We start from the raw sequence: 20,185 nt of genomic DNA on the forward strand, positions 1-20,185 counted from the left end.
TCGATGGACGAATTTCCAGCGGAACCGACAGCCCGCCCGGGAGCACCAGCACATCCGGAACCGGCGGCGAACCCTGCCGTACCCCCGGAGCCGTCGGCGGCCGAGGCGCTCGCCGAGGCCCTGCGCACCGAACAGGCCTGCCTCACCCGGCTGTACGCCCGACTGGACACCGTCCGGGAGGAGACCCGCCGCACCCTGGACGGCGTCCTCGCCCAGGCCGGCGCCGGCGGTACCCACCAGGCCAGGCTGGAGCGCGAGGTCCGTGCCACCGAGGCCGCCCGCCGGTGCGCCCGGCTGGACGCCGTCGAACGCGGCCTCTGCTTCGGCCGGCTCGACGCACGCGACGGCACCGTTCACCACATCGGCCGCACCGGACTGACCGACGAGGAGTACGAGCCGCTGCTGCTGGACTGGCGCGCCCCCGCCGCCCGCCCCTTCTACACCGCCACCCCGGCCGACCCCGGCACCGTGGTGCGCCGCCGCCATCTGCACACCCGCGACCGCACCGTCACCGGCCTGGACGACGAGGCCCTAGACCTGGCCGGCCTCGGCGAGGAGGGCCGGCGCACCCTGGTCGGCGAGGCCGCCCTGCTGGCCGCGCTGGGCCGCGAGCGCACCGGCCGGATGGGCACCGCGGTGGCCACCATCCAGACCGAGCAGGACCGGGTGATCCGCGCCCCGCTCTCCGGCGCCCTGGTCGTCCAGGGCGGCCCCGGCACCGGCAAGACCGTCGCCGCCCTGCACCGCGCCGCCTACCTGCTGTACACGCACCGCGCGGTGCTGGAGCGGCGCGGCGTGCTGGTCGTCGGCCCCAGCCCGGCCTTCCTGCGCTACATCGACCAGGTCCTGCCCGCGCTCGGCGAGACCGAGGTGGTGCTCTGCACCGTCGGCGGACTCTTCCCCGGTGTCGACGCCACGGCCTCCGACACCCCCGCCACCGCCGTCGCCAAGGGCGGCCCCTGGATGGCCGACGTCCTCCAACGCGCCGTCCGGACCCACCAGTCGGCGCCCGCCGACGGACTCGACCTCGGCGACGGGCTGCGTCTGTCGCACCGGGTCTGCGCCGAAGCCCGCGCGGCCGCCCGCGGCCTGCGGCTGCCGCACAACCGGGCCCGCGGGTTCTTCCTGCGCACCCTGCTGGACGCCCTCGCCGTCGCCCAGGCGCTCGTCCTCGGCCGCCAGTACGACGAGGAGGAGGCCCGCTACGCCCCGCGCGAGCTGTGGGAGCGGCCGGACGTCCGGGCCGCGCTGGGCGCGCTCTGGCCGAAGCTGACCCCCGAGGGCCTGGTCGAACGGCTGCTCACCGACCGGGCCCTGCTGACCGCCGCCACCCCCGGCCGCTCCCCCGCCGAACGCGCCGCGCTGCTCCGCCCGCCGGGCGGCCCGTGGACGGTCGAGGACGTCCCGCTGCTGGACGAGGCCGCCGAGCTGCTCGGCGAGGACGACGCCCCCGCCCGCGCCCGGGCCCGCGCGGCGGAGCGCGGCCGGGCCGATGAACTCGCCTATGCCCAGGGCGTGTTGACCATCACCGGGCAGACCGGCAACGCCACCCTGGACCCAGCCCTGCTGGCCGATCGGTTCCACGACGACGGCCCGTACCGCTCCACCGCCGAACGGGCGGCCGCCGACCGCACCTGGGCGTACGGACACGTGGTGGTCGACGAAGCGCAGGAGCTGTCCGCGATGGCCTGGCGGGCCGTACTGCGCCGGGTGCCGACCAGCTCGCTGACCGTCGTCGGCGACCTCGCCCAGACCGGTTCGGCGGCCGGCGCCCGGTCCTGGGCCGAGATGCTGGACCCGCATCTGGCCGGCCGCTGGCGCGAGCAGCGGCTGACCGTCAACTACCGCACGCCCGCCGCCATCATGAGGCCGGCCGCGGCCGTCCTGCGCAGCGTCGCCCCCGACCAGCGGCCGCCCGAGTCCGTCCGCGACGACGCCGAGCCGCCGAGCGCCGTCCACGTCCCGGACGCCGACTACACCACCGCCCTGGCCCGGCTGCCCGCCCCGGTCGGCACCCTCGGCGTGATCGCGCCGGACGCCCTGGCCGCCCGCTCGGGGTGGCTGACGGTCGCGGGCTGCAAGGGACTCGAGTTCGACACGGTGGTGGTCGTCGACCCGGCCGCCATCCTCGCCCAGTCCCCGAAGGGCGGCCAGGACCTCTACGTCGCCCTCACCCGGGCCACCCGCCGGCTCACCCTGCTCCACCACGCGCCGCTGCCCGCAGTCCTCGCCGCAGCACTCTGACCCACCCGCTCCAGCGCGCCGGCCGGGCCACCGTTCCCGCGCCGGCGCGCTCGGCCCGGTCCAGGCTGTCCTCGATCAGGGCGTCGCGCAGCGGCCGGTAGACCAGCGGCCGGCTCAGCCGCGCCGGACCGCGGGTACGCATCGCCAGGGTGTGCCGCAGCACCGTCCGCCGCCACCTGCGCGCCGACGGCGCCCTGCCCGGGCACGCCGAGGAACTGGCCCGGTGCTCCACCGCCCGGCTGCTGGCTACTGCGGGCTGACCGCCCGGCCGCTCAGCACCGGCAGCACCTGGGAGCAGATCGAGTGCAGGGCCACCCGCTGCTCGTCGCTCATCGCCTCGAAGGCCTGGTGGGTACGGGCCATCTCGCCGCGGATCAGGCCCAGGATCGCCCGGCCCTGCTCGGTGATGACGACGATCTTGACCCGCCGGTCACCGGCCGCGGCCTCACGGTGGGCCAGGCCCAGCGACTCCAGCCGGTCGACGATCCCGGTCACGTTCGAGGCGTCGCAGCCGAGCCGCCCGGCCAGCGCCCGCATCGGCACCGGCTCCTGCACCGCCCCCAGTGCCTTGGCCTGCGAGGAGGAGAGGCCATGCCGGGCCGCCGCCGCCGCGAAGTCCTGGAAGTACGCGGCGCCCACGGCGGCCAACACCTCCATCAACTCGGGGTTGGTCGGTACGGTCGTCGTCGCTGTCGAACCCATGGGGTCAGCGTACGACCGAGTGCTTCAGTAACTCAAGCTTTGACCACAGCAAAGGTCCGCCGGCCAACCGCTCACCCGCTCTTCCTCCGCCCCACGGCACCCGCCTCCCCGCCCGCGGGGCAGCGGCCGGAACGGCGGTCAGAGCACCAACTGGTCGAAGAGCCGCCGCAGTTCCGCCTCCGGATCGGCGGTCAGCCCGGTGTGCACCGGCCCCGGCTGGACGATCGCGCTGCGCGGCGCCGTCAGCCAGCGGAACCGCTGCCCGGGGCTGTCGGCCGCCGCCGGACCGGCCGGCGGGCCGCCCACGCAGACCGCCTCGATCCCGTGCAGCGCGCGGCGCACCCCGGCGACGTCCGCCACCGGGTCGAGCGCCAGCAGCCGGCCCTGGTCGAGGTGGGTCCGGGCGGCCAGGTGCCCGCTCTGCCGGCAGTACAGCAGCACCCCGACGTTGACGCACTCCCCGCGCTCGACCCGGGGCACCGCCCGGATCACCGCGTACTCGTAGTCGTGCAGCTCGGCGACGGCCGGCAGGGCCGGCGGCAGGGGCTCGGTCATGCGGACACCTCCGGCAGCCAGTCGCGCGGACCGGCCAGTCGCTCGGTGAGCTGGGCGCGGTACGCGGCGCGCACCGCCTCGGGCGAGTCGAAGCCGGGTTCGTCCGCCAGCCAGACGTCGGGGATCTGCGCCACCGCATCCTCGATCGCCGCCTCGGCGATCGGGGCGAGCGCCTTGTCGGCCGCCGACAGATCGGGCTCGGCCCGCAGCAGCGCGTGGTCGGAGGCGTCGTACGGGCGGCGGATCCAGGAGGCCGCGCCCGCCCAGTGGTGATGGAAGATGAGGCTCGCACCGTGGTCGATCAGCCGCAGCCCGCCGGTGGCGACCAGCAGGTTGGGGTTGCGCCAGGAGCGGTCCACATTGCCGATCAGCGCGTCGAACCAGAGCACCTGCCCGGCCAGTCCGGCGTCCACGTCGAAGCAGAGCGGATCGAAGTTGAGCGCGCCGCTGACAAAGGCCATGCCCAGGTTGACTCCGCCGCTGGCCCGCATCTGGTCCTGGATCAGCGGGTCCGGCTCACTGCGGGCGAGCACCGGATCCAGATCGACGGTGACCAGCTCCGGCACCGGAAGGCCCAGCCGGCGGCCGAGTTCACCCGCCAGCACCTCCGCCACCAGCGCCTTGCGGCCCTGCGCCGCGCCGACCCATTTCAGGGCGTACAGCCGTCGGTCGTCCGCCTCGACCAGGCCCGGCATCGAGCCGCCTTCTCGCAGTGGCGTCACATAACGGATCGCCGTCACCTCGGTGAGCACGCCCGACAGCCTATCGGGCATATGCGCGAGGCGGGTAACTCCGGCGCGTCTGCGCCATCCGCGCCTCCCCGGTGGCAGCCCACGCTGCTCCGTGCGAGTGTGGCGGGCAATAGGGCGCGTCTGAGGCCCCGGACCCTGCACTGGACGACCTGCGCTGTAAGGGATGAACGATGGAACGACCTCGGATCCTGATCGTGGGCGGCGGCTTCGCCGGACTGGAGTGCGCTCGCCGCCTCGAACACAAGCTCACGCCCTCGGAGGCGGAGATCTCGCTGGTCACGCCGTTCAGTTATCAGCTCTACCTCCCGCTGCTGCCGCACGTGGCCGCCGGGGTGCTGACTCCGCAGTCGGTCGCGGTCTCGCTGCGCCGCACACTGCGCCGCACCCACATCGTTCCCGGCGGCGCGATCGGGATCGACCCGCGTTCCAAGGTCTGTGTGGTCCGCAAGATCACCGACGAGGTGGTGGCGCAGAAGTACGACTACCTGGTGCTCGCCCCCGGCAGCGTGACCCGCACCTTCGACATCCCGGGCCTGACGGACTACGCGCGCGGGATGAAGACGCTCGCCGAGGCGGCCTACGTCCGCGACCACGTGATCGCCCAACTCGACCTCGCCTCGGCCACCCTGGACCAGAAGGAGCGCGAGTCCCGGCTCCAGTTCGTGGTGGTCGGCGGCGGCTACGCGGGCACCGAGACCGCCGCCTGCCTGCAGCGGCTGACCACCGCGGCCACCAAACGCTACCCACGGCTGGACGCCCGGCAGATCAAGTGGCATCTGATCGACATCGCGCCCAAGTTGATGCCGGAGCTGGGCGACGCGCTGGGCCTCGCCGCCCTGGAGGTGCTGCGCGAGCGCGGCATCGAGGTCTCGCTGGGCGTCTCGGTGGCCGAAGTCGGCGCCGAATCGGTGAAGTTCACCGACGGCCGGGTGCTGCCCTGCCGCACGCTGATCTGGACGGCGGGCGTCGCGGCCAGCCCGCTGATCGGCACGCTGGACGCCGAGACGGTGCGCGGCCGGATCGCGGTGACGGCGGAGATGCGGGTGCCGCAGTTCCAGGGCGTGTTCGCGCTCGGCGACGCGGCCGCGGTGCCGGACCTCTCCAAGGGCGACGGCGCGGTCTGCCCGCCGACCGCCCAGCACTCCGCCCGCCAGGGCCGGGCGGTCGCGGACAACGTGCTCGCCGCGCTCCACAACCGACCCCTGGAGCCCTACTACCACAAGGACTTGGGCCTGGTGGTGGACCTCGGCGGCAAGGACGCGGTCTCCAAGCCGCTGGGCGTGGAGCTGCACGGGGTGCCGGCCCAGCTGGTGGCGCGCGGCTACCACCTGATGGCGATGCGCACCAATGTCGCCAAGTTCCGGGTCGGCGCCAACTGGCTGCTGAACGCCACCGCCGGAGACGACTTCGTCCGCACCGGCTTCCTGGCCCGCCAGCCCGCCCGGCTGCAGGACTTCGAGTACACCGACGCCTATCTGACGAAGGATCAGGTAAGAGCGCACGCCGAGGCGCTGCTCGCCAAGGGCTGACCGGAGCCGGGGCGGCCGCCGCACAACGGCCGCCCCGGCTCCGACCCCGACTCCGGCTCCGGCTCAGATCAGCCGCGAGCCGACACCGCCCGTCCCCAGCACGGCCGCCAGGTCCTCGGCCAGCCGCCGCGCGTCGGCCGGGTCCAGCTCCGCGATGGTGAGCCTCATCCCCGGCGGGGACTGCATCCGGTAGCGCGCGCCGGGCGCCGCCACCCAGCCGCGCTGCACCAGGGCGACCAGCGCGGACGTCTCGTCCGGCACGGGCACCCAGACGTTCAGCCCGCTGGCGCCGTGCGCCTCGATGCCACGCGCGGCCAACTCCCCCAGCAGCGCGTCCCGGCGCTCCCGATAGGCGGCGGCCACCCGCCCGGCCGGCGCCGCGTCGGTCCGCCACAGTTCCGCGACGGTGCGCTGCAGCAGATGGCTGACCCAGCCGGCCCCGAGCCGCTGCCGGCCCGAGACCCGCCCGATGGTGTCCTCGTCCCCGACCGCGACCGAGAGCCGCAGGTCCGGCCCGTACGCCTTGGCCGCCGAGCGCACCACCGCCCAGCGTTCCGGGCCGGAGCCGACCAGCGGGTGGTACGGCTGGTCGACGATGCCGTGCCCGTGGTCGTCCTCGATCAGCAGCACCCCGGGGTACCCGGCCAGCACCTCGCGCAGCTCTCCGGCCCTGGTGGCGGTGAGCGCGGCCCCGGTCGGGTTCTGCGCGCGGCTGGTGACGATCACCGCGCGGGCGCCGTCCGCCAGCGCCCCGGCGAGCGCGTCGGGCAGCGGGCCGTCGTCGTCCAGCCGGACAGGCGCGGGCTTGAGGCCGAGCGCGGGCAGCAGGTCCAGCAGGCTCCCCCAGCCCGGATCCTCGACGGCGACGGCGTCGCCGGGGCGCAGCCGGGTGGCGAGGATGCGCTCGATGGTGTCGAGCGAGCCGGAGGCGACGGCGATCGGCCCGTCGGGGAGGCCGTCGGCCGCGAAGGCGGCGCCGGCGAGGGCGAGCAGCCCGGGGTCGGCGGCCGGGTGTCCGTACTGCACCGGCTCGCGGCGGGCGGCCTCGGCGGCGGCCGCGAGGGCCGGGGTGAGGTCGGGCAGCTGTGCCGGGTCGGGGTTGCCGCCGGACAGGTCGCGGGCGTGCGGGGGCACGGGCACGCGGATCTGGTCGCGCGGGGTGAGCGCGGGCCTGGGGAGGATGCGGCTGCCCTTGCGGCCGGCCGTCTCGATCACCCCGCGGTCGCGGAGCAGCCGGTAGGCGGCGGCGACCGTGTTGGGGTTGACGCCGAGCTCGCCGGCCAGGTCGCGCAGCGGGGGCAGTGGGGTTCCGGGCGCGAGCCGTCCGCTGCTCACGCCCTGCTCGACGTCGGCCGCGATTTCGCTGGCGCGCCGCCCCTTGATCGGATAGTCTCCTAGCACAAAACAGATTATGCACTAGTACATAGAGGTTGTCATGTCTGGCGGCACCCCGGTTTACTCCCGCACCCCGCGCACCACCCCGACCCGCTACAAGGACCGCGCCACCTGGGAGCAGGACGCGATCCACGCCATCCTCGACAGCGCTTACATCTGCCACCTGGGTTTCATCGCCGACGGCGCCCCGGTCGTCCTGCCGACCATCTACGCCCGCGTCGGCGACCGCCTCTACGTCCACGGCTCCACCGGCAGCCGTCCGCTGCGCGGCGCCGCGGGCGACCAGGGCCTGCCGGTCTGCGTCACCGTCACCCTGGTCGACGGCCTGGTGCTGACCAAGTCCGCGTTCAACCACTCGGTCAACTTCCGCTCGGTGGTCGCCCACGGCACCGCCCACCAGGTCACCGACCCGGAGGAGCTGACGACCGCGCTGGACGCGCTGGTCGACCACGCCGTCCCCGGCCGCTCCGCCGAGGTCCGCCCGGCCAACGCCAGGGAGCTCGCCGCCACCGCGGTGATCCGCCTCGACCTGGACGAGGTCTCCGCCAAGACCCGCGCCGACGGCGCCGACGACGACGAGGCCGACCTCGGTCTGCCGCACTGGGCCGGCGTGGTGCCGGTCGCCACGGTGCACGGCACCCCCGAACCGGCCGCGTCCACCACCGTTCCGCTCCCCGCGCACCTGCGCGACCTCTCCCGCTGACGGGGGCCCGACGATGCTGATCAGGTCCTGGGACCGGGGCGACGAGGCCGAGTGGCGCGCCTGGCTCGCCGAGGGCCGCGACTTCGGCCTGCTCGCCGCCAACGGCCCGCCCGGCCAGGGCCCCGTCCTGGTCCCCACCCACTTCCTGCTGGACGCCGAGCGCGGCGAGGTCCTGCTCCACCTCGCCGCGCCCAACCCGCTGCTCGCCGCCGTCCGGGCCGACCCCCAGGTGACCCTCTCGGTGACCGACGACTACGTCTTCGCCCCGGGCCACTGGCGCGGCGAGCCCGGCACGCCGACCAGTTACTACGCCTCCGTCCAGTTCTCCTGCACCGCCGAGCTGGTCGAGGACGCGGCCGGCAAGGCGGAGATCCTCAACCGCCAGCTGGCCCACTTCCAGCCCGAGACCCCGCAGATCCGGGTCACCCCCGGCGACAGCCCGTTCGGCCGGCTCCTCCCGGGCCTGCGCGGGCTGCGGCTGACGGTCCGCGAGGTGCGCGCCAAGTTCAAGTACGACGACAAGAAGCCCGCGGCCGAGCAGCACGCCATCGCCGACCGCCTGGCCGAACGCGGCCGCGGCCTGGACACCGCGGCCCGGGTCCAACTGCTCCGGCGTAACGCCCGGCGGAGCGGGTAGCAGCGCTGACACCACGTCACCCGATCGGCTCGATCTCGGGCGGGATCCACCGACTACTGGTCGGATGTGAGACGAATCCCGCCCATCCGGATGCCGGCGGGCCCGTCCACTCGGGGAGCGCGCATGTCCACACTCGACAGTCATCAGGCGTCCGGCGAGGCGCACCTCGGGCACGTCGTGTTCATCTCCGCCGCCGCCGCGATGGGCGGCTTCCTGTTCGGCTACGACAGTGCGGTGATCAACGGCGCGGTGACGGGCATCCAGCGGCACTTCGGGGTGGGCAACAGCGAGACCGCCTTCGTGGTGGCCATCGCGCTGCTCGGCTCGGCGGCCGGCGCGGTCATCGCGGGCCGGCTCGCCGATCACCTCGGCCGGGTCCGCACCATGCTGCTCGCCGCGACCCTCTTCGCGATCAGCGGTGCCGGCTCGATGTTCCCGCCGAGCATCCAGGTGCTCGCGGCCTGGCGGGTGGTCGGCGGCATCGCGATCGGCATCGCCTCCGTCATCGCGCCCACCTATATCGCCGAGGTCGCCCCGACCGCCTACCGCGGCCGGCTCGCGTCCTTCCAGCAGATGGCGATCGTGCTCGGCATCACCGTCTCCCAGCTCGCCAACTGGGCGCTCAACCAGGCCGCCGGCGGCGAGTCCACCGGCCACCTCGGCGGTATCCAGGCCTGGCAGTGGATGCTCGGTGTGGAGACCGTCCCGGCGCTGGTGTACGGCCTGATGGCGCTGGCCATCCCGGAGTCTCCGCGCTATCTGATCGCCGACCACCGCGAGGAGCAGGCGCGCAAGGTGCTGCTGGAGGTGGAGGGCGCGGGGGTGGACCTGGACGCCCGGGTCGCCGAGATCCGCGCGGTGCTGGAGTCCACCCACAAGCCCCGGCCGAAGGACCTGCTGGGCGGCCGGTTCGGGCTGCTGCCGATCGTCTGGGTCGGCATCGGCGCCTCGGTGTTCCAGCAGTTCGTCGGCATCAACGTGATCTTCTACTACTCGTCCTTCCTCTGGCAGTCCGTCGGCATCAACGAGGCCAACTCACTGCTGATCAGCCTCTCCACCTCGATCATCAACGTCATCGGAACGGTGGTCGCGATGGCGCTGGTGGACCGGATCGGCCGCAAGCCGCTGGCGCTGGCCGGTTCGACGGGCATGGCGATCGCGCTGTCCACCGCCGCCTGGGCGTTCTCCTACCGGCACGGCACCGGCGACACCGCCACGCTGGACAACACCCACGCCACGGTCGCGCTGGTCGCCGCGCACGTCTTCGTGTTCTGCTTCGCGTTCTCCTGGGGCGTGGTGGTCTGGGTCCTGCTCGGCGAGATGTTCCCCAACCGGATCCGGGCGCTCGCCCTGTCGGTCGCCGCCTCGGCCCAGTGGATCGCCAACTGGGCGATCACCGTCACCTTCCCCGATCTCGCCGACTGGAACCTGTCGGCGACGTACGTCGTCTACGCCGCCTTCGCGCTGCTCTCGATCCCCTTCGTGGCCTTCTGCATCAAGGAGACCAAGGGCCGCGCCCTGGAGGAGATGGGCTGACGTACAGACCCCCGCAGTCGTCGCCGCGCCGCGCGGCCCGTCCCACCGAGAGGAAGCCATGCCTGATCAGGGCGGCTCCCGGCAGAACGTCACCTTCCCGAGCAACGGGCGTCGGGCCCACGGCTATCTGGCCCGTCCGCCGCAGGGCGTCGGCCCCGGCCTGGTGGTGGTGCAGGAGTGGTGGGGGCTCACCTCGCACATCGCGACCATGGCGGACCGCTTCGCCGCCGAGGGCTTCACCGTCCTCGCGCCCGACCTGTTCGGCGGTGCCACCACCCACGACAGCGCGGAGGCCGCCCGGCTGAGGCGCGAGCTGCCGGTCGAGCGGGCCGTGGCGGACCTCGGCGGCGCGGTCGACTTCCTGCTCGGGCTCGACGGCGTGGTCGGGGACGCCGTCGGGGTGGTCGGCTTCTGCATGGGCGGCGGCTTCGCCCTGCTGCTCGGCGCCGCGGCGGGCGACCGGGTGGCCGCCGTGGTCCCGTTCTACGGGCTCCCGCCGGACCAGGACTTCGACTACCGGGGCCTGACCGCGCACGTCCTCGGCCACTTCGGCGAGCGGGACCGCTCGATCCCGATGGCGGCCGTGGACGAGGCGGCGATCCGCATCGGCGAGGCGACCGACGTCCGCCCCGAGATTCATTTCTACCCGGCCGGGCACGCCTTCATGAACGACGAGAACCCGCTCGGCGGCTACGACCCGCTCCAGGCCCGGACGGCCTGGCGGCGCACCCTCAGCTTCCTCCACGGCCACCTCGGATAGGGCCTGCCCCGCGCCCCGCCCCGTACCCGCCCCACCACCGCCGGTAAGGCTCGAAAACCCGCTGGACAGCTGACAGTTCGCCCGGCATAGTCTCCAGGTGCCCAGCCAACCCGCACGCCGCCCCCGCTTCCCCTGGGCCGGCCGCAACTACCGCATCCAGACCGCCGCCACCGTGATCAGCGGCCTCGGCAACGCCGGCGCCCCGATCGCCACCGCCTTCGCCGTCATGGACAGCGGTGGCTCCACCGCCGAGGTCGGGTATGTCACCGCGGCCCGTCTGGTGCCGGTCGTCCTGCTGCTGATGGTCGGCGGCGCCCTCGCCGACCGGCTGCCGCGCCACCACGTCATGGTCGCGGCCAATCTGTTCAACGCCCTCTCCCAGGCCGTTCTGGCCGCCCTCGTCCTCTCCGGCCACGTCCAGCTCTGGCAGTTGATGCTGCTCTCCGCCGCCGGCGGCGCGGGCCACGCCTTCTACGCCCCGGCCTCCGAGGGCATGATCATGCAGAGCGTGTCGACGGAGCACGCCGGGCGGGCGTTCTCGGTCTTCCGGATGGCCCTCAACTCGGCCCAGATCGGCGGTATGGCGCTCGGCGGCGCCCTGACCGCCGCCGTCGGCCCCGGCTGGGTGCTCGCGCTGGACGCCGGATGCTTCCTGGTCGCCGCCTGCCTGCGCTTCCTCCTGGAGGCGGAGGCCGCGCCCACCGCCGGCGCCGGGCCCGGCATGCTGCGCGATCTGCGCGAGGGCTGGCAGGAGTTCGCCTCCCGGCGCTGGCTCTGGGTGATCGTCCTCCAGTTCGCCGTCCTGATGGCGTGCATCACCGCGGTGGACGCGGTCTACGGGCCGATCGTCGCCAAGGAGCAGCTCGGCGGCGCCGGCGACTGGGGTCTGGCGCTGGCCGCGCACGGGATCGGCCTGGTCGTGACCGGCCTGGTGATGGTCCGCTGGCAACCGCGCCGGATCCTGCTCGTCGGCAACTACGGCGTCTTCCTCTTCGGCCTGCCCGCCCTGGCCCTGGCCGTGGCCGCGCCGCTGCCGGTCCTGGTTGCCGTGATGTTCCTGTCCGGCGCCGGGGTCACCGTGTTCGGCGTCAACTGGATGATCGCCCTGCAGCAGGAGATCCCGGCCGAGATGTTCTCCCGGGTCTCCGCCTACGACCAGCTCGGCTCGCTCTCCTTGGCACCGGTCGGAACGGCCCTGGCCGGCCCGGCCGCCGACGCGCTCGGCCTCTCCGGCGCCCTCTGGGCCTGTGCGGTGCTCTGTCTGCTGCTCAGCGCCGTCGTCCTGCTGGAGCCGCAGGTCCGCCAACTCTCCCGGCGCGCCGCCCGGCCCGCCGAAGCCGCCGTGCCGACCGGTACGGAGGCCACCGCCGTCCGCTGAGCGCCCCACCTGACCCGTACGCCCCGCCGGTGGCAACCACCGGCGGGGCGTCCCGCGTCCGACCAGGAAACGACGGAGTCGAACCTGGGGCGCCCGATGCCGAAACCACTGCTCTTCCTGGACGTCGACGGTGTGCTCAACCCGGTCTGTCCCGGCCCGGAGAACGATTTCGACACGCACACCCTGCTCGGCTACAGCGTGCTGCTCTCGGCCCGGCACGGCGAGTGGCTGCGCGAACTGGCCGGCACCTACGAACTCGTCTGGGCGACCACGTGGGAGGAGAAAGCCAACATCCACATCGCCCCCGCGATCGGCCTGCCCCGCCTCCCGGTGGTCCGCTTCGCCGGCTACGTCCCGCAGCCCGGCGACCCGCGGGTGCCGCTGATGGACCTGTTCTCCGCCCACAAGTGGGCACCCCTGCTGCGGTACGCCGCGGGCCGTCCGTTCGCCTGGGTCGACGACGTCATCCCCGGCTGCCTGGTCCGCCGGGCGCTCTGGCGGCGCGACCGCGTCCTGCTGCCGATCGACCCCGGCCAGGGCCTCGAACGCCGGCACGTGGACCGGCTGCTCGCCCGCCCGCCGCGCACCCCGGCCGTCCCGTTCCCGGTCAGCCGGTCGGCAGCCAACTGACGTGCCCGGCCAGCAGCGCGTACCCGACGAAGGCCACCGTGTCGATCAGCGCGTGCGCCACCACCAGCGGCATCACCCGCCCCCACCGCCGGTACAGCAGGCAGAACACCGCGCCCATCACCATGTTGCCGATCAGCCCGCCGACCCCCTGGTACAGGTGGTACGAGCCCCGCAGCACCGAACTCGCCACCAGCGCGGCCGGCCAGGACCAGCCCAGCTGCCCGAGCCGGCGCAGCAGGTAGCCGAGGACGACCACCTCCTCCAGGATCGCGTTCTGCCAGGCGGAGGCGAGCAGCACCGGGATCCGCCACCAGACGTCGGGCAGCCCGGAGGGTGCCACCGTCAGGTTGTAGCCGGCCGCCTGGGAGGCCAGGTAGAGCGCGAGCCCCGAGCCGCCGATCGCGGCGGCGACGGCGGCGCCCCGGCCGAGGTCCTTCAGCTTCTGCCCGAGGTCGAAGCCGAGCACCCGCAGCGCGGCGCCCTCGCGCACCAGCAGATAGCCGACCAGTACGACCGGCATCAGGCCGCGTCCGATGTAGTACAGCTGCCAGGTGAGGTCCAGCCAGGGCCGGCCGGGGGCGCGCGAGCCGTTCAGGGTGGCGACCTGCTGGCCGAGCTTGAGCGGCTCGGTGAGCGAGCCCGTGAAGCTGATCAGCGCGGCGATGCCGCTGGCCCCGAGCGAGAGCCCGAGGACGGTCAGCAGCTCCACGCCGAGCAGCCGGCGCGTGGGCGTCGCGGTCTCCGGTGCGGTCGGGACGGTGGTCACGGGGGGCTCCAGCGGGCGGGCGTCGCTCCGGCCGTCGGCCGACCGCCGGAGCGGTCATCCTGCCACAGGGCTGCTCCTAGCCCACCGGCCAGGTGTGCACCGGCTCGCCGCCGCGCATGTGCTCGATGTACCGCCGGGTCATCGCGGCGAGCGCGGCCGACCGGTCCATCCCGAACTGCTCGCGCAGCCGGTGGAAGGTCGCGCTCTGCCAGGAGGCTCCGTTGACGCGGCGCAGGCAGCGCTGCTCGATGATGCCGAGGTAGCGGTCCCGGTCGGCGGGCTCCACGCCCCACTCGTCCAGTCCCTGGTACGCCATCGGCAGCAGTTCGTTGAGCACCAGGTCCACGGCGGAGACGGTGGCCAGCCCGCCGGCCCGCCCGGCCCGGCCGCGCTGCGGCCACTGGAAGACGGCGTCGATGCCGTACCGGGCGGCCTGCTGGAAGTTCTCGTCCGCCCGGTCGAACGGCAGCCTGGTCCAGATCGGCTTCGGCTGTTCGGCCAGCACCCGGACCAGCCCGTAGTAGAAGGCCGCGTTGGCCAGGGTGTCGGCCACCGTCGGGCCGGCCGGCAGCGCCCGGTTCTCCACCCGCAGGTGCGGCACGCCGTCGCTGACGTCGTACACCGGGCGGTTCCAGCGGTAGATGGTGCCGTTGTGCAGGCGCATCTCGGCCAGCCTCGGGATCCCGCCGGAGGAGAGCACCTTGGCCGGGTCCTCGTCGTCGCAGATCGGCAGCAGCGCCGGGAAGTAGCGGAGGTTCTCCTCGAACAGGTCGTAGGCGGAGTCCACCCAGCGCTCGCCGAACCAGGTGATCGGGCGCACGCCCTGTGCCTTGAGCTCCGCCGTACGGGTGTCGCAGGCCTGCTGGAAGAGCACCGGCCTGGTCTCCCGCCACAGCTCCCGTCCGAACAGGAACGGCGAGTTGGCGCCGAGCGCGAGCTGCGGGCCGCAGAACGCCTGGGCGGCGTTCCAGACCGAGGAGAACCGCTCGGGGGTGACCTGCAGATGCAGCTGCAGGGAGGTCGCGGCGGCCTCGGCCACCATGGTGATCGACTCCAGCTGGAGACGCTCGACGCCCTCGATGTCCAGGGTGATGTCCTCGCCCCGGGCCGCCACGATCTGGTCGCTGAGCAGGCTGTAGCGCTGGTTGTGGGACATCGCGTCCAGCCCGGTGTGGTCGTGCTCCAGGGTCGGGAGGATGCCCACCATCACGATCCGGGCCCCGGCCTCGGCGGCCCGCCGGTCGGCGTAGCGCAGCCCGGTGTCGATCTCCTCCCGCAGTTCCTCGAAGACGTGCCCGCAGAGCCGGTGCGGGGTGATGTTGACCTCGATGTTGAACTGGCCCAGCTCGGTCTGGAAGTCACTGGAGCCGATGGAGCTCAGCACCTGCGCGTTGCGCATCACCGGAAGACCCTGCTCGTCGGCCAGGTTGAGCTCGATCTCCAGGCCCACCACCGCTCGCGGGCGGTCGAAGCGCTCCTCGCGCAGCATCCGCCCCAGCGCGTCGAGACAGGACTGCAGCTTGCGGCGGTACTGCTGTCGGTCCGACAGGTCCGCCCGCGTCGCCACGACCTTCTCGCCCATGGTCCCCTCCTCCTGAGCCCACCCGGCCGACCGACCGTGCAAGCATCATGCCCGCCTGGAAGATCGATACCCGAGAGCTTCGAATGGCTTGCAATGCAAGGAAACTGATGGACTTTCAGCGCATCTGCCGACTTGCCCGGCGACACCGCCTGTGATAAACAGGTCACCCTGCGCACCTGTTCGAGTAGAATTCGCACTGCACTGCGCTCCGGCCGGTCTGCTACTGCTCCGAAGCCCTCGTCGACTGCAGCAGCCGCGCCGGCACCGCGATCATGCACAACCGGACACGGCCAGGTCCCGTCACCGATGACACACCGCGCCACGCCGGTATGCCGCACTCGCACGCCGATCTCGCACGGAGAGGCGACCTCGCCATGACTCTGCAGACCCCCCAGCCCCCGCCCAGTGCCCTGCGCGCGGTCCTCGCCGCGCTCGACTCGGAGACCGCGCTGCGCCAACCCGCCGCCGCAGCGCTGCTCCACCCGGCCGGCCCACTGCTCCCCGCACACCCGCTCGCGGTCTACGTCCTGGACGGGCCACGCCCCGAACTCCGCGCCGCCCGGCGAACGGGCTGGCGCTTCCTGATCAAGGACGGACCCGAGGTCGCCGCCGCGGCGGAGGTCGTACAGGGCGTGGAGGGCCACGCCTTCTCCCACTTCACCGCCGGGCCGTACCTGGACTCCACCGTCCGGGCCCTGCGCCAGGCCTGGCAGCTCGCCCAGTCCTCCCGGGCCCGGCAGCAGCCCAGACTGCTGACCTTCCCCGGCCAGTACGCGACGGCGCTGTGGCTGCACAGCCCGGACGCCGGCCCGGCCTCGGACCTGCTGATCCCGCTGGCACCGGCCCCGCTCGGGGTCACCGCGCACCGCGCCTATCCGGCCGGCGACCTGCTGGCGGCCCTGGCACGGACACCGCTCGCCGGGTCGCTGCTGCTCGGCTCGCCCTGAGGCCCCCCACGGCACCCCACCGCCCTGCCCGCCCACCCGGGCGGGCCATCGGGCATGGCCTTCCCGGGCCAGCCGGACGATGGCCCGTCCGGGGGTGATTCACCCGCTACGCCACCTGAACGGGTGATCTCTGCCCGGGGGTTGTGGCGCGTGTCACGAAATCGCTGCGCGATCGTCCCCGGATGCCGACACTGGGAACCAGCGTGGAAGAACCCCCTGTCCTACCCACTTGAGCGCCGGCCCACACCTGGCCCGGCGCCGGACAGGATCCGGCTACCGCGGCGGCTCCCGATGGTCATCCGTCGGCCGCACCACGGGGTGGATCGCAGAGCGAAGCGAGGGTACGCGAATGTGCCAGCACCGTCCTGAGTGCCCGTCGGCCGAATCCGAGGACCGCGAGGCGGCCGTACCGGTGGCCTGCCACCCGGAGCAGGGCTGGAGCCTGCTCTGCAACGGCGTCCTGCTCTTCGAGGACACCGGCGAACTGCTGCCCGACGGCCGGGTGATCGCCCCGCGCCGCGCCGTCGCCCACGCCGCGTAGACGGCCGGGGCGACACAGGACGGGGCAGGGCCCCGGCGGAACGTTCCGCCGGGGCCCTGCCTGTGCCGTCCGGGCTACGTCAGGAGCCGTACTCGTCCAGCGGCGGGCAGGAGCAGACCAGGTTGCGGTCGCCGTACGCGCCGTCGATCCGGCTGACCGGCGGCCAGTACTTGTCCGCCGGGTTGACGCCGGCCGGGAAGACCGCCTCCTGCCGCGAGTAGCCGTGCGCCCAGTCGCCGGCCAGGGCGGCTGCGGTGTGCGGGGCGTTGCGCAGCGGGTTGTCCTCGGCCGCCCACGCGCCCGAGCCGACCTTCTCGATCTCGGCCCGGATCTCGATCATCGCGTCGCAGAACCGGTCGATCTCGTGCAGGTCCTCGGACTCGGTCGGCTCGATCATCAGGGTGCCGGCCACCGGGAACGACATCGTCGGCGCGTGGAACCCGTAGTCGATCAGGCGCTTGGCGATGTCGTCCACCGAGACGCCGGTCTCCTTGGTGAGCGGGCGCAGGTCGATGATGCACTCGTGCGCGACCAGGCCGCCGGGGCCGGTGTAGAGCACCGGGAAGTGCGGGGCCAGCCGCTTGGCGATGTAGTTGGCGTTCAGCACCGCGACCTGGGTGGCGTGCTTGAGCCCCTCGCCGCCCATCAGCCGGACGTACGCCCAGGAGATCGGCAGGATGGCGGCCGAGCCCCAGGGCGCGGCCGAGATCGGGCCGACGCCGGTGGCCGGGCCGGCCTCCGCCTGGAGCGGGTGGTTGGGCAGGTACGGCGCGAGGTGCCCGCGCACCGCGACCGGGCCGACGCCGGGGCCGCCGCCGCCGTGCGGGATGCAGAAGGTCTTGTGCAGGTTCAGGTGCGAGACGTCCGCGCCGAACTTGCCCGGCTTGGCGAGGCCGACCAGGGCGTTCAGGTTGGCACCGTCCACGTACACCTGGCCGCCGGCCTCGTGCACGGCCGCGCAGATGTCGGTGATCTGGGTCTCGTACACGCCGTGGGTGGACGGGTAGGTGACCATCAGCACGGCGAGGCTGTCGCGGTGCTTCTCGATCTTGACCTTGAGGTCCTCGACGTCCACGTCGCCGTCGACCAGGGTCTTGACCACGACCACGCGCATGCCGGCCATCACGGCGGAGGCCGCGTTGGTGCCGTGCGCGGAGGACGGGATCAGGCAGACGTCACGCTGGGTGTCGCCGTTGGCGTGGTGGTAGGCGCGGACGGCCAGCAGGCCGGCCAGCTCGCCCTGGGAGCCGGCGTTCGGCTGGATGGAGACGGCGTCGTAGCCGGTCACCTCGACCAGCTGCTGCTCCAGCTGACGGATCAGGGTGAGGAAGCCCTGCGCCTGGTCGATCGGCGCGAAGGGGTGCAGCTGGCCGAACTCGGGCCAGGTCACCGGCTCCATCTCGGTGGTCGCGTTGAGCTTCATGGTGCAGGAGCCCAGCGGGATCATGCCGCGGTCCAGCGCGTAGTCCCGGTCCGACAGACGGCGCAGGTACCGCAGCAGCGCGGTCTCCGAGCGGTGGCTGTGGAAGACCGGGTGGGTCAGGTACTCGTCCTCGCGCAGCAGCGCGGCGGGCAGCGCGTCGGCGCCCTCCGCGACCTCGACGCCCTCGACGCCGAACGCGGCCCAGACGCCCGCCAGGTGCTCGCGGGTGGTGGTCTCGTCGGTGGAGACCGAGATCCGGTCCTCGCCGTCCTGGTAGACGTTGATGCCGTGCTCGCGGGCGGCCTCGGCGATCGCGGCGGCGCGGCCGGGGACGACGGCGGTGACGGTGTCGAAGAACTCGCCGTGCAGCAGTTCCACGCCGCCGGCCCGCAGGCCCTCGGCGAGGGCGGCGGCGTAGCGGTGGGTGCGCCGGGCGATGTCCGCCAGGCCGTCCGGGCCGTGGTAGACGGCGTACATCGAGGCCATCACGGCGAGCAGCACCTGGGCGGTGCAGATGTTGCTGGTCGCCTTCTCGCGGCGGATGTGCTGCTCACGGGTCTGCAGCGCCAGGCGGTAGGCGCGGTTGCCGTCGGCGTCGACGGAGACGCCGACCAGGCGGCCGGGCAGCGAACGGGCGTACTCGGCGCGCACCGAGAGGTAGCCGGCGTGCGGGCCGCCAAAGCCCATCGGCACCCCGAAGCGCTGCGAGGTGCCGCAGGCGATGTCGGCGCCGAGCGAGCCCGGGGACTTCAGCAGGGTGAGCGCCAGCAGGTCGGCGGCGACGGCGACGATCGCGCCGAGGCCGTGGGCCTGCTCGATGACGGGGGTGAGGTCGCGGACCACACCGGTGGCACCCGGGTACTGGAGCAACACGCCGAAGACACCGCGCTCGACGATCTCGGCCGGGATGCCCGCGGAGAGGTCGGCGACGACGACCTCGACCCCGGTCGGCACGGCGCGGGTGTTGACCACCGCGAGGGTCTGCGGCAGGGTCTCGGCGTCGACCAGGAAGACACCGCCCTTGACCTTGGTGACGCGGCGGGCCAGCGCCATCGCCTCGGCGGCCGCGGTGCCCTCGTCGAGCAGCGAGGAGCCGGAGGTGGGCAGGCCGGTCAGGTCGGAGACCAGGGTCTGGAAGTTGATCAGCGCCTCCAGGCGGCCCTGCGAGATCTCCGGCTGGTACGGCGTGTAGGCGGTGTACCAGGCCGGGTTCTCCAGGACGTTGCGGAGGATCACCGGCGGGGTGAAGGTCCCGTAGTAGCCCAGGCCGATCATCGGCTGGAGCACCCGGTTGCGGCCGGCCAGCTCGCGCAGCTCCGCGAGCACCTGGGCCTCGCTGCGACCCGCGGGCAGGTCCAGACCGGTGATGGAGCGGATCGCCTCGGGCACGGCGGTGGCGGCGAGCTCGTCCAGCGAGCCGTAGCCGACCTGGGCCAGCATCTTCTCCTGCGCGGCGGCGTCGGGGCCGATGTGGCGGGTCTCGAAGGGGCTGGCCTGCTCAAGCTCGGTGAGGGTCGCGGCGCTGGTGGAGCGTCCGGCGTTCGGCTGGGCGTTCATGGTGGTCGAGGCCTCCTGGTCACGGACCGGCGGGGGTCCGCACGCCGGACGGCTCCGATCGCTGCGGACAGCGGCTCGGCCCGGGCGGACGAACCCGACAGGCCTCCCCCTCTGTCATCGGGACCTGAGAGCTTCACCCGCACGGCGCGCTGTGGGCGCACCGTCGGCTTGCACCGTCGGTGAGGGTGGTGGCCGCCGGCTCCCTCGCCGGCGGTCCTGCCCTGCTTTCCAGAGTGACCTATCCCACACGGTACGGATGCCTGAGAGATTCCGGGGAGGAGTTGCTCCTTCGGCGCCTCGACCAGCGGTTTTCGCGGTCGGGGACTCTCCCGAGCGGGCTCGGCGGTCGCGCCCAGGGTACCAGCGGGAAGCCCTCCGATCACGGGTACGTCAGGTCACTCGGCCACTTCACCCGTGACCCGTACAGCGGAGCACCCGGCCCGGACGGCTGCACCCGGCTCGCGTATGTCTGGTTCATGGCTTTTGGTGTGAAGTGGCGGAGGGAACGGGTGCTCAAACCGCCGGCCTACGGCGTTCCGCAGGAACAG

The 20,185-nt window shown here is 73.4% G+C and carries 17 protein-coding genes and 1 riboswitch; of the genes, 10 read left to right on the forward strand and 7 right to left on the reverse strand.

Annotation, left to right across the window (positions count from 1 at the left end; translation table 11 throughout):
* The first annotated feature begins 3 nt into the window (after window positions 1–3).
* Complete coding sequence (locus ACIQIB_RS05675; protein WP_400756885.1) at window positions 4–2,244, forward strand: HelD family protein; 2,241 nt, start codon at window positions 4–6, stop codon at window positions 2,242–2,244.
* A 246-nt stretch (window positions 2,245–2,490) separates the two neighbouring features.
* Here ACIQIB_RS05675 and ACIQIB_RS05680 read toward each other — a convergent pair whose 3' ends face one another.
* From ACIQIB_RS05680 to ACIQIB_RS05690, 3 genes are all read right to left on the reverse strand, one after another.
* Complete coding sequence (locus ACIQIB_RS05680; RefSeq protein WP_363609123.1) at window positions 2,491–2,946, reverse strand: MarR family transcriptional regulator; 456 nt, start codon at window positions 2,944–2,946, stop codon at window positions 2,491–2,493.
* A 138-nt stretch (window positions 2,947–3,084) separates the two neighbouring features.
* On the reverse strand, window positions 3,085–3,501 hold the full coding sequence (locus ACIQIB_RS05685) for a DUF3037 domain-containing protein (RefSeq protein ID WP_363609125.1): 417 nt from the start codon (window positions 3,499–3,501) through the stop codon (window positions 3,085–3,087).
* The gene (locus ACIQIB_RS05690) at window positions 3,498–4,253 is read right to left on the reverse strand and encodes a HipA family kinase (RefSeq protein ID WP_363609167.1); all 756 of its coding nucleotides are present in this window, start codon (window positions 4,251–4,253) and stop codon (window positions 3,498–3,500) included. The genes ACIQIB_RS05685 and ACIQIB_RS05690 overlap by 4 nt, the downstream gene beginning before the upstream one ends.
* A gap of 170 nt (window positions 4,254–4,423) precedes the next feature.
* Between ACIQIB_RS05690 and ACIQIB_RS05695 the strand changes: the two genes are divergently transcribed.
* On the forward strand, window positions 4,424–5,782 hold the full coding sequence (locus ACIQIB_RS05695; RefSeq protein ID WP_363609126.1) for an NAD(P)/FAD-dependent oxidoreductase: 1,359 nt from the start codon (window positions 4,424–4,426) through the stop codon (window positions 5,780–5,782).
* Between the two features lie 63 nt (window positions 5,783–5,845).
* Here ACIQIB_RS05695 and ACIQIB_RS05700 read toward each other — a convergent pair whose 3' ends face one another.
* A complete protein-coding gene (locus ACIQIB_RS05700) occupies window positions 5,846–7,183 on the reverse strand; it encodes an aminotransferase class I/II-fold pyridoxal phosphate-dependent enzyme (protein WP_400756887.1) in 1,338 nt (445 codons plus the stop codon).
* A gap of 34 nt (window positions 7,184–7,217) precedes the next feature.
* Here ACIQIB_RS05700 and ACIQIB_RS05705 point away from each other — a divergent pair, with 34 nt between their 5' ends.
* The 6 genes from ACIQIB_RS05705 (at window position 7,218) to ACIQIB_RS05730 (ending at window position 12,821) form a co-directional block, all read left to right on the forward strand.
* Window positions 7,218–7,880, forward strand: a complete 663-nt coding sequence (locus ACIQIB_RS05705; protein ID WP_363609130.1) for a pyridoxamine 5'-phosphate oxidase family protein — start codon at window positions 7,218–7,220, stop codon at window positions 7,878–7,880.
* A gap of 13 nt (window positions 7,881–7,893) precedes the next feature.
* Window positions 7,894–8,517 (forward strand): FMN-binding negative transcriptional regulator, encoded by a 624-nt coding sequence (locus ACIQIB_RS05710; RefSeq protein WP_363609132.1) that lies wholly within the window; start codon window positions 7,894–7,896, stop codon window positions 8,515–8,517.
* Window positions 8,518–8,640: 123 nt separating this feature from the next.
* Entirely contained in the window at window positions 8,641–10,053 is a 1,413-nt protein-coding gene (locus ACIQIB_RS05715) for a sugar porter family MFS transporter (RefSeq protein ID WP_363609134.1), read from the forward strand.
* A gap of 58 nt (window positions 10,054–10,111) precedes the next feature.
* Entirely contained in the window at window positions 10,112–10,813 is a 702-nt protein-coding gene (locus ACIQIB_RS05720; RefSeq protein ID WP_363609136.1) for an alpha/beta fold hydrolase, read from the forward strand.
* Window positions 10,814–10,910: 97 nt separating this feature from the next.
* Complete coding sequence (locus tag ACIQIB_RS05725; protein ID WP_363609138.1) at window positions 10,911–12,191, forward strand: MFS transporter; 1,281 nt, start codon at window positions 10,911–10,913, stop codon at window positions 12,189–12,191.
* 96 nt (window positions 12,192–12,287) lie between these two features.
* On the forward strand, window positions 12,288–12,821 hold the full coding sequence (locus ACIQIB_RS05730; RefSeq protein WP_363609140.1) for an HAD domain-containing protein: 534 nt from the start codon (window positions 12,288–12,290) through the stop codon (window positions 12,819–12,821).
* On the opposite strand, the gene ACIQIB_RS05735 is transcribed toward ACIQIB_RS05730, so the two are convergent.
* Both ACIQIB_RS05735 and ACIQIB_RS05740 read right to left on the reverse strand, forming a co-directional pair.
* The gene (locus tag ACIQIB_RS05735; RefSeq protein ID WP_400651191.1) at window positions 12,799–13,587 is read right to left on the reverse strand and encodes a CPBP family intramembrane glutamic endopeptidase; all 789 of its coding nucleotides are present in this window, start codon (window positions 13,585–13,587) and stop codon (window positions 12,799–12,801) included. The two genes, ACIQIB_RS05730 and ACIQIB_RS05735, sit on opposite strands and share 23 nt — an antisense overlap.
* A gap of 76 nt (window positions 13,588–13,663) precedes the next feature.
* The gene (locus ACIQIB_RS05740) at window positions 13,664–15,169 is read right to left on the reverse strand and encodes a glutamate--cysteine ligase (protein ID WP_363609143.1); all 1,506 of its coding nucleotides are present in this window, start codon (window positions 15,167–15,169) and stop codon (window positions 13,664–13,666) included.
* 374 nt (window positions 15,170–15,543) lie between these two features.
* Between ACIQIB_RS05740 and ACIQIB_RS05745 the strand changes: the two genes are divergently transcribed.
* Window positions 15,544–16,116: a hypothetical protein gene (locus ACIQIB_RS05745; RefSeq protein ID WP_363609145.1), complete on the forward strand. Its 573-nt coding sequence runs from the start codon at window positions 15,544–15,546 to the stop codon at window positions 16,114–16,116.
* A 349-nt stretch (window positions 16,117–16,465) separates the two neighbouring features.
* Complete coding sequence (locus ACIQIB_RS05750) at window positions 16,466–16,657, forward strand: DUF5999 family protein (protein ID WP_363609147.1); 192 nt, start codon at window positions 16,466–16,468, stop codon at window positions 16,655–16,657.
* Between the two features lie 79 nt (window positions 16,658–16,736).
* Here the strand turns inward: ACIQIB_RS05750 and gcvP are convergent, their stop codons facing one another.
* Window positions 16,737–19,637, reverse strand: coding sequence for an aminomethyl-transferring glycine dehydrogenase (gene gcvP / locus ACIQIB_RS05755; RefSeq protein ID WP_363609149.1), 2,901 nt, complete (start codon window positions 19,635–19,637; stop codon window positions 16,737–16,739).
* Window positions 19,638–19,875: 238 nt separating this feature from the next.
* Window positions 19,876–19,979: riboswitch (glycine riboswitch) on the reverse strand.
* Window positions 19,980–20,185 lie beyond the last annotated feature (206 nt).

The sequence above is a fragment of the Kitasatospora sp. NPDC092286 genome (assembly GCF_044755565.1).
GTDB lineage: Bacteria > Actinomycetota > Actinomycetes > Streptomycetales > Streptomycetaceae > Kitasatospora.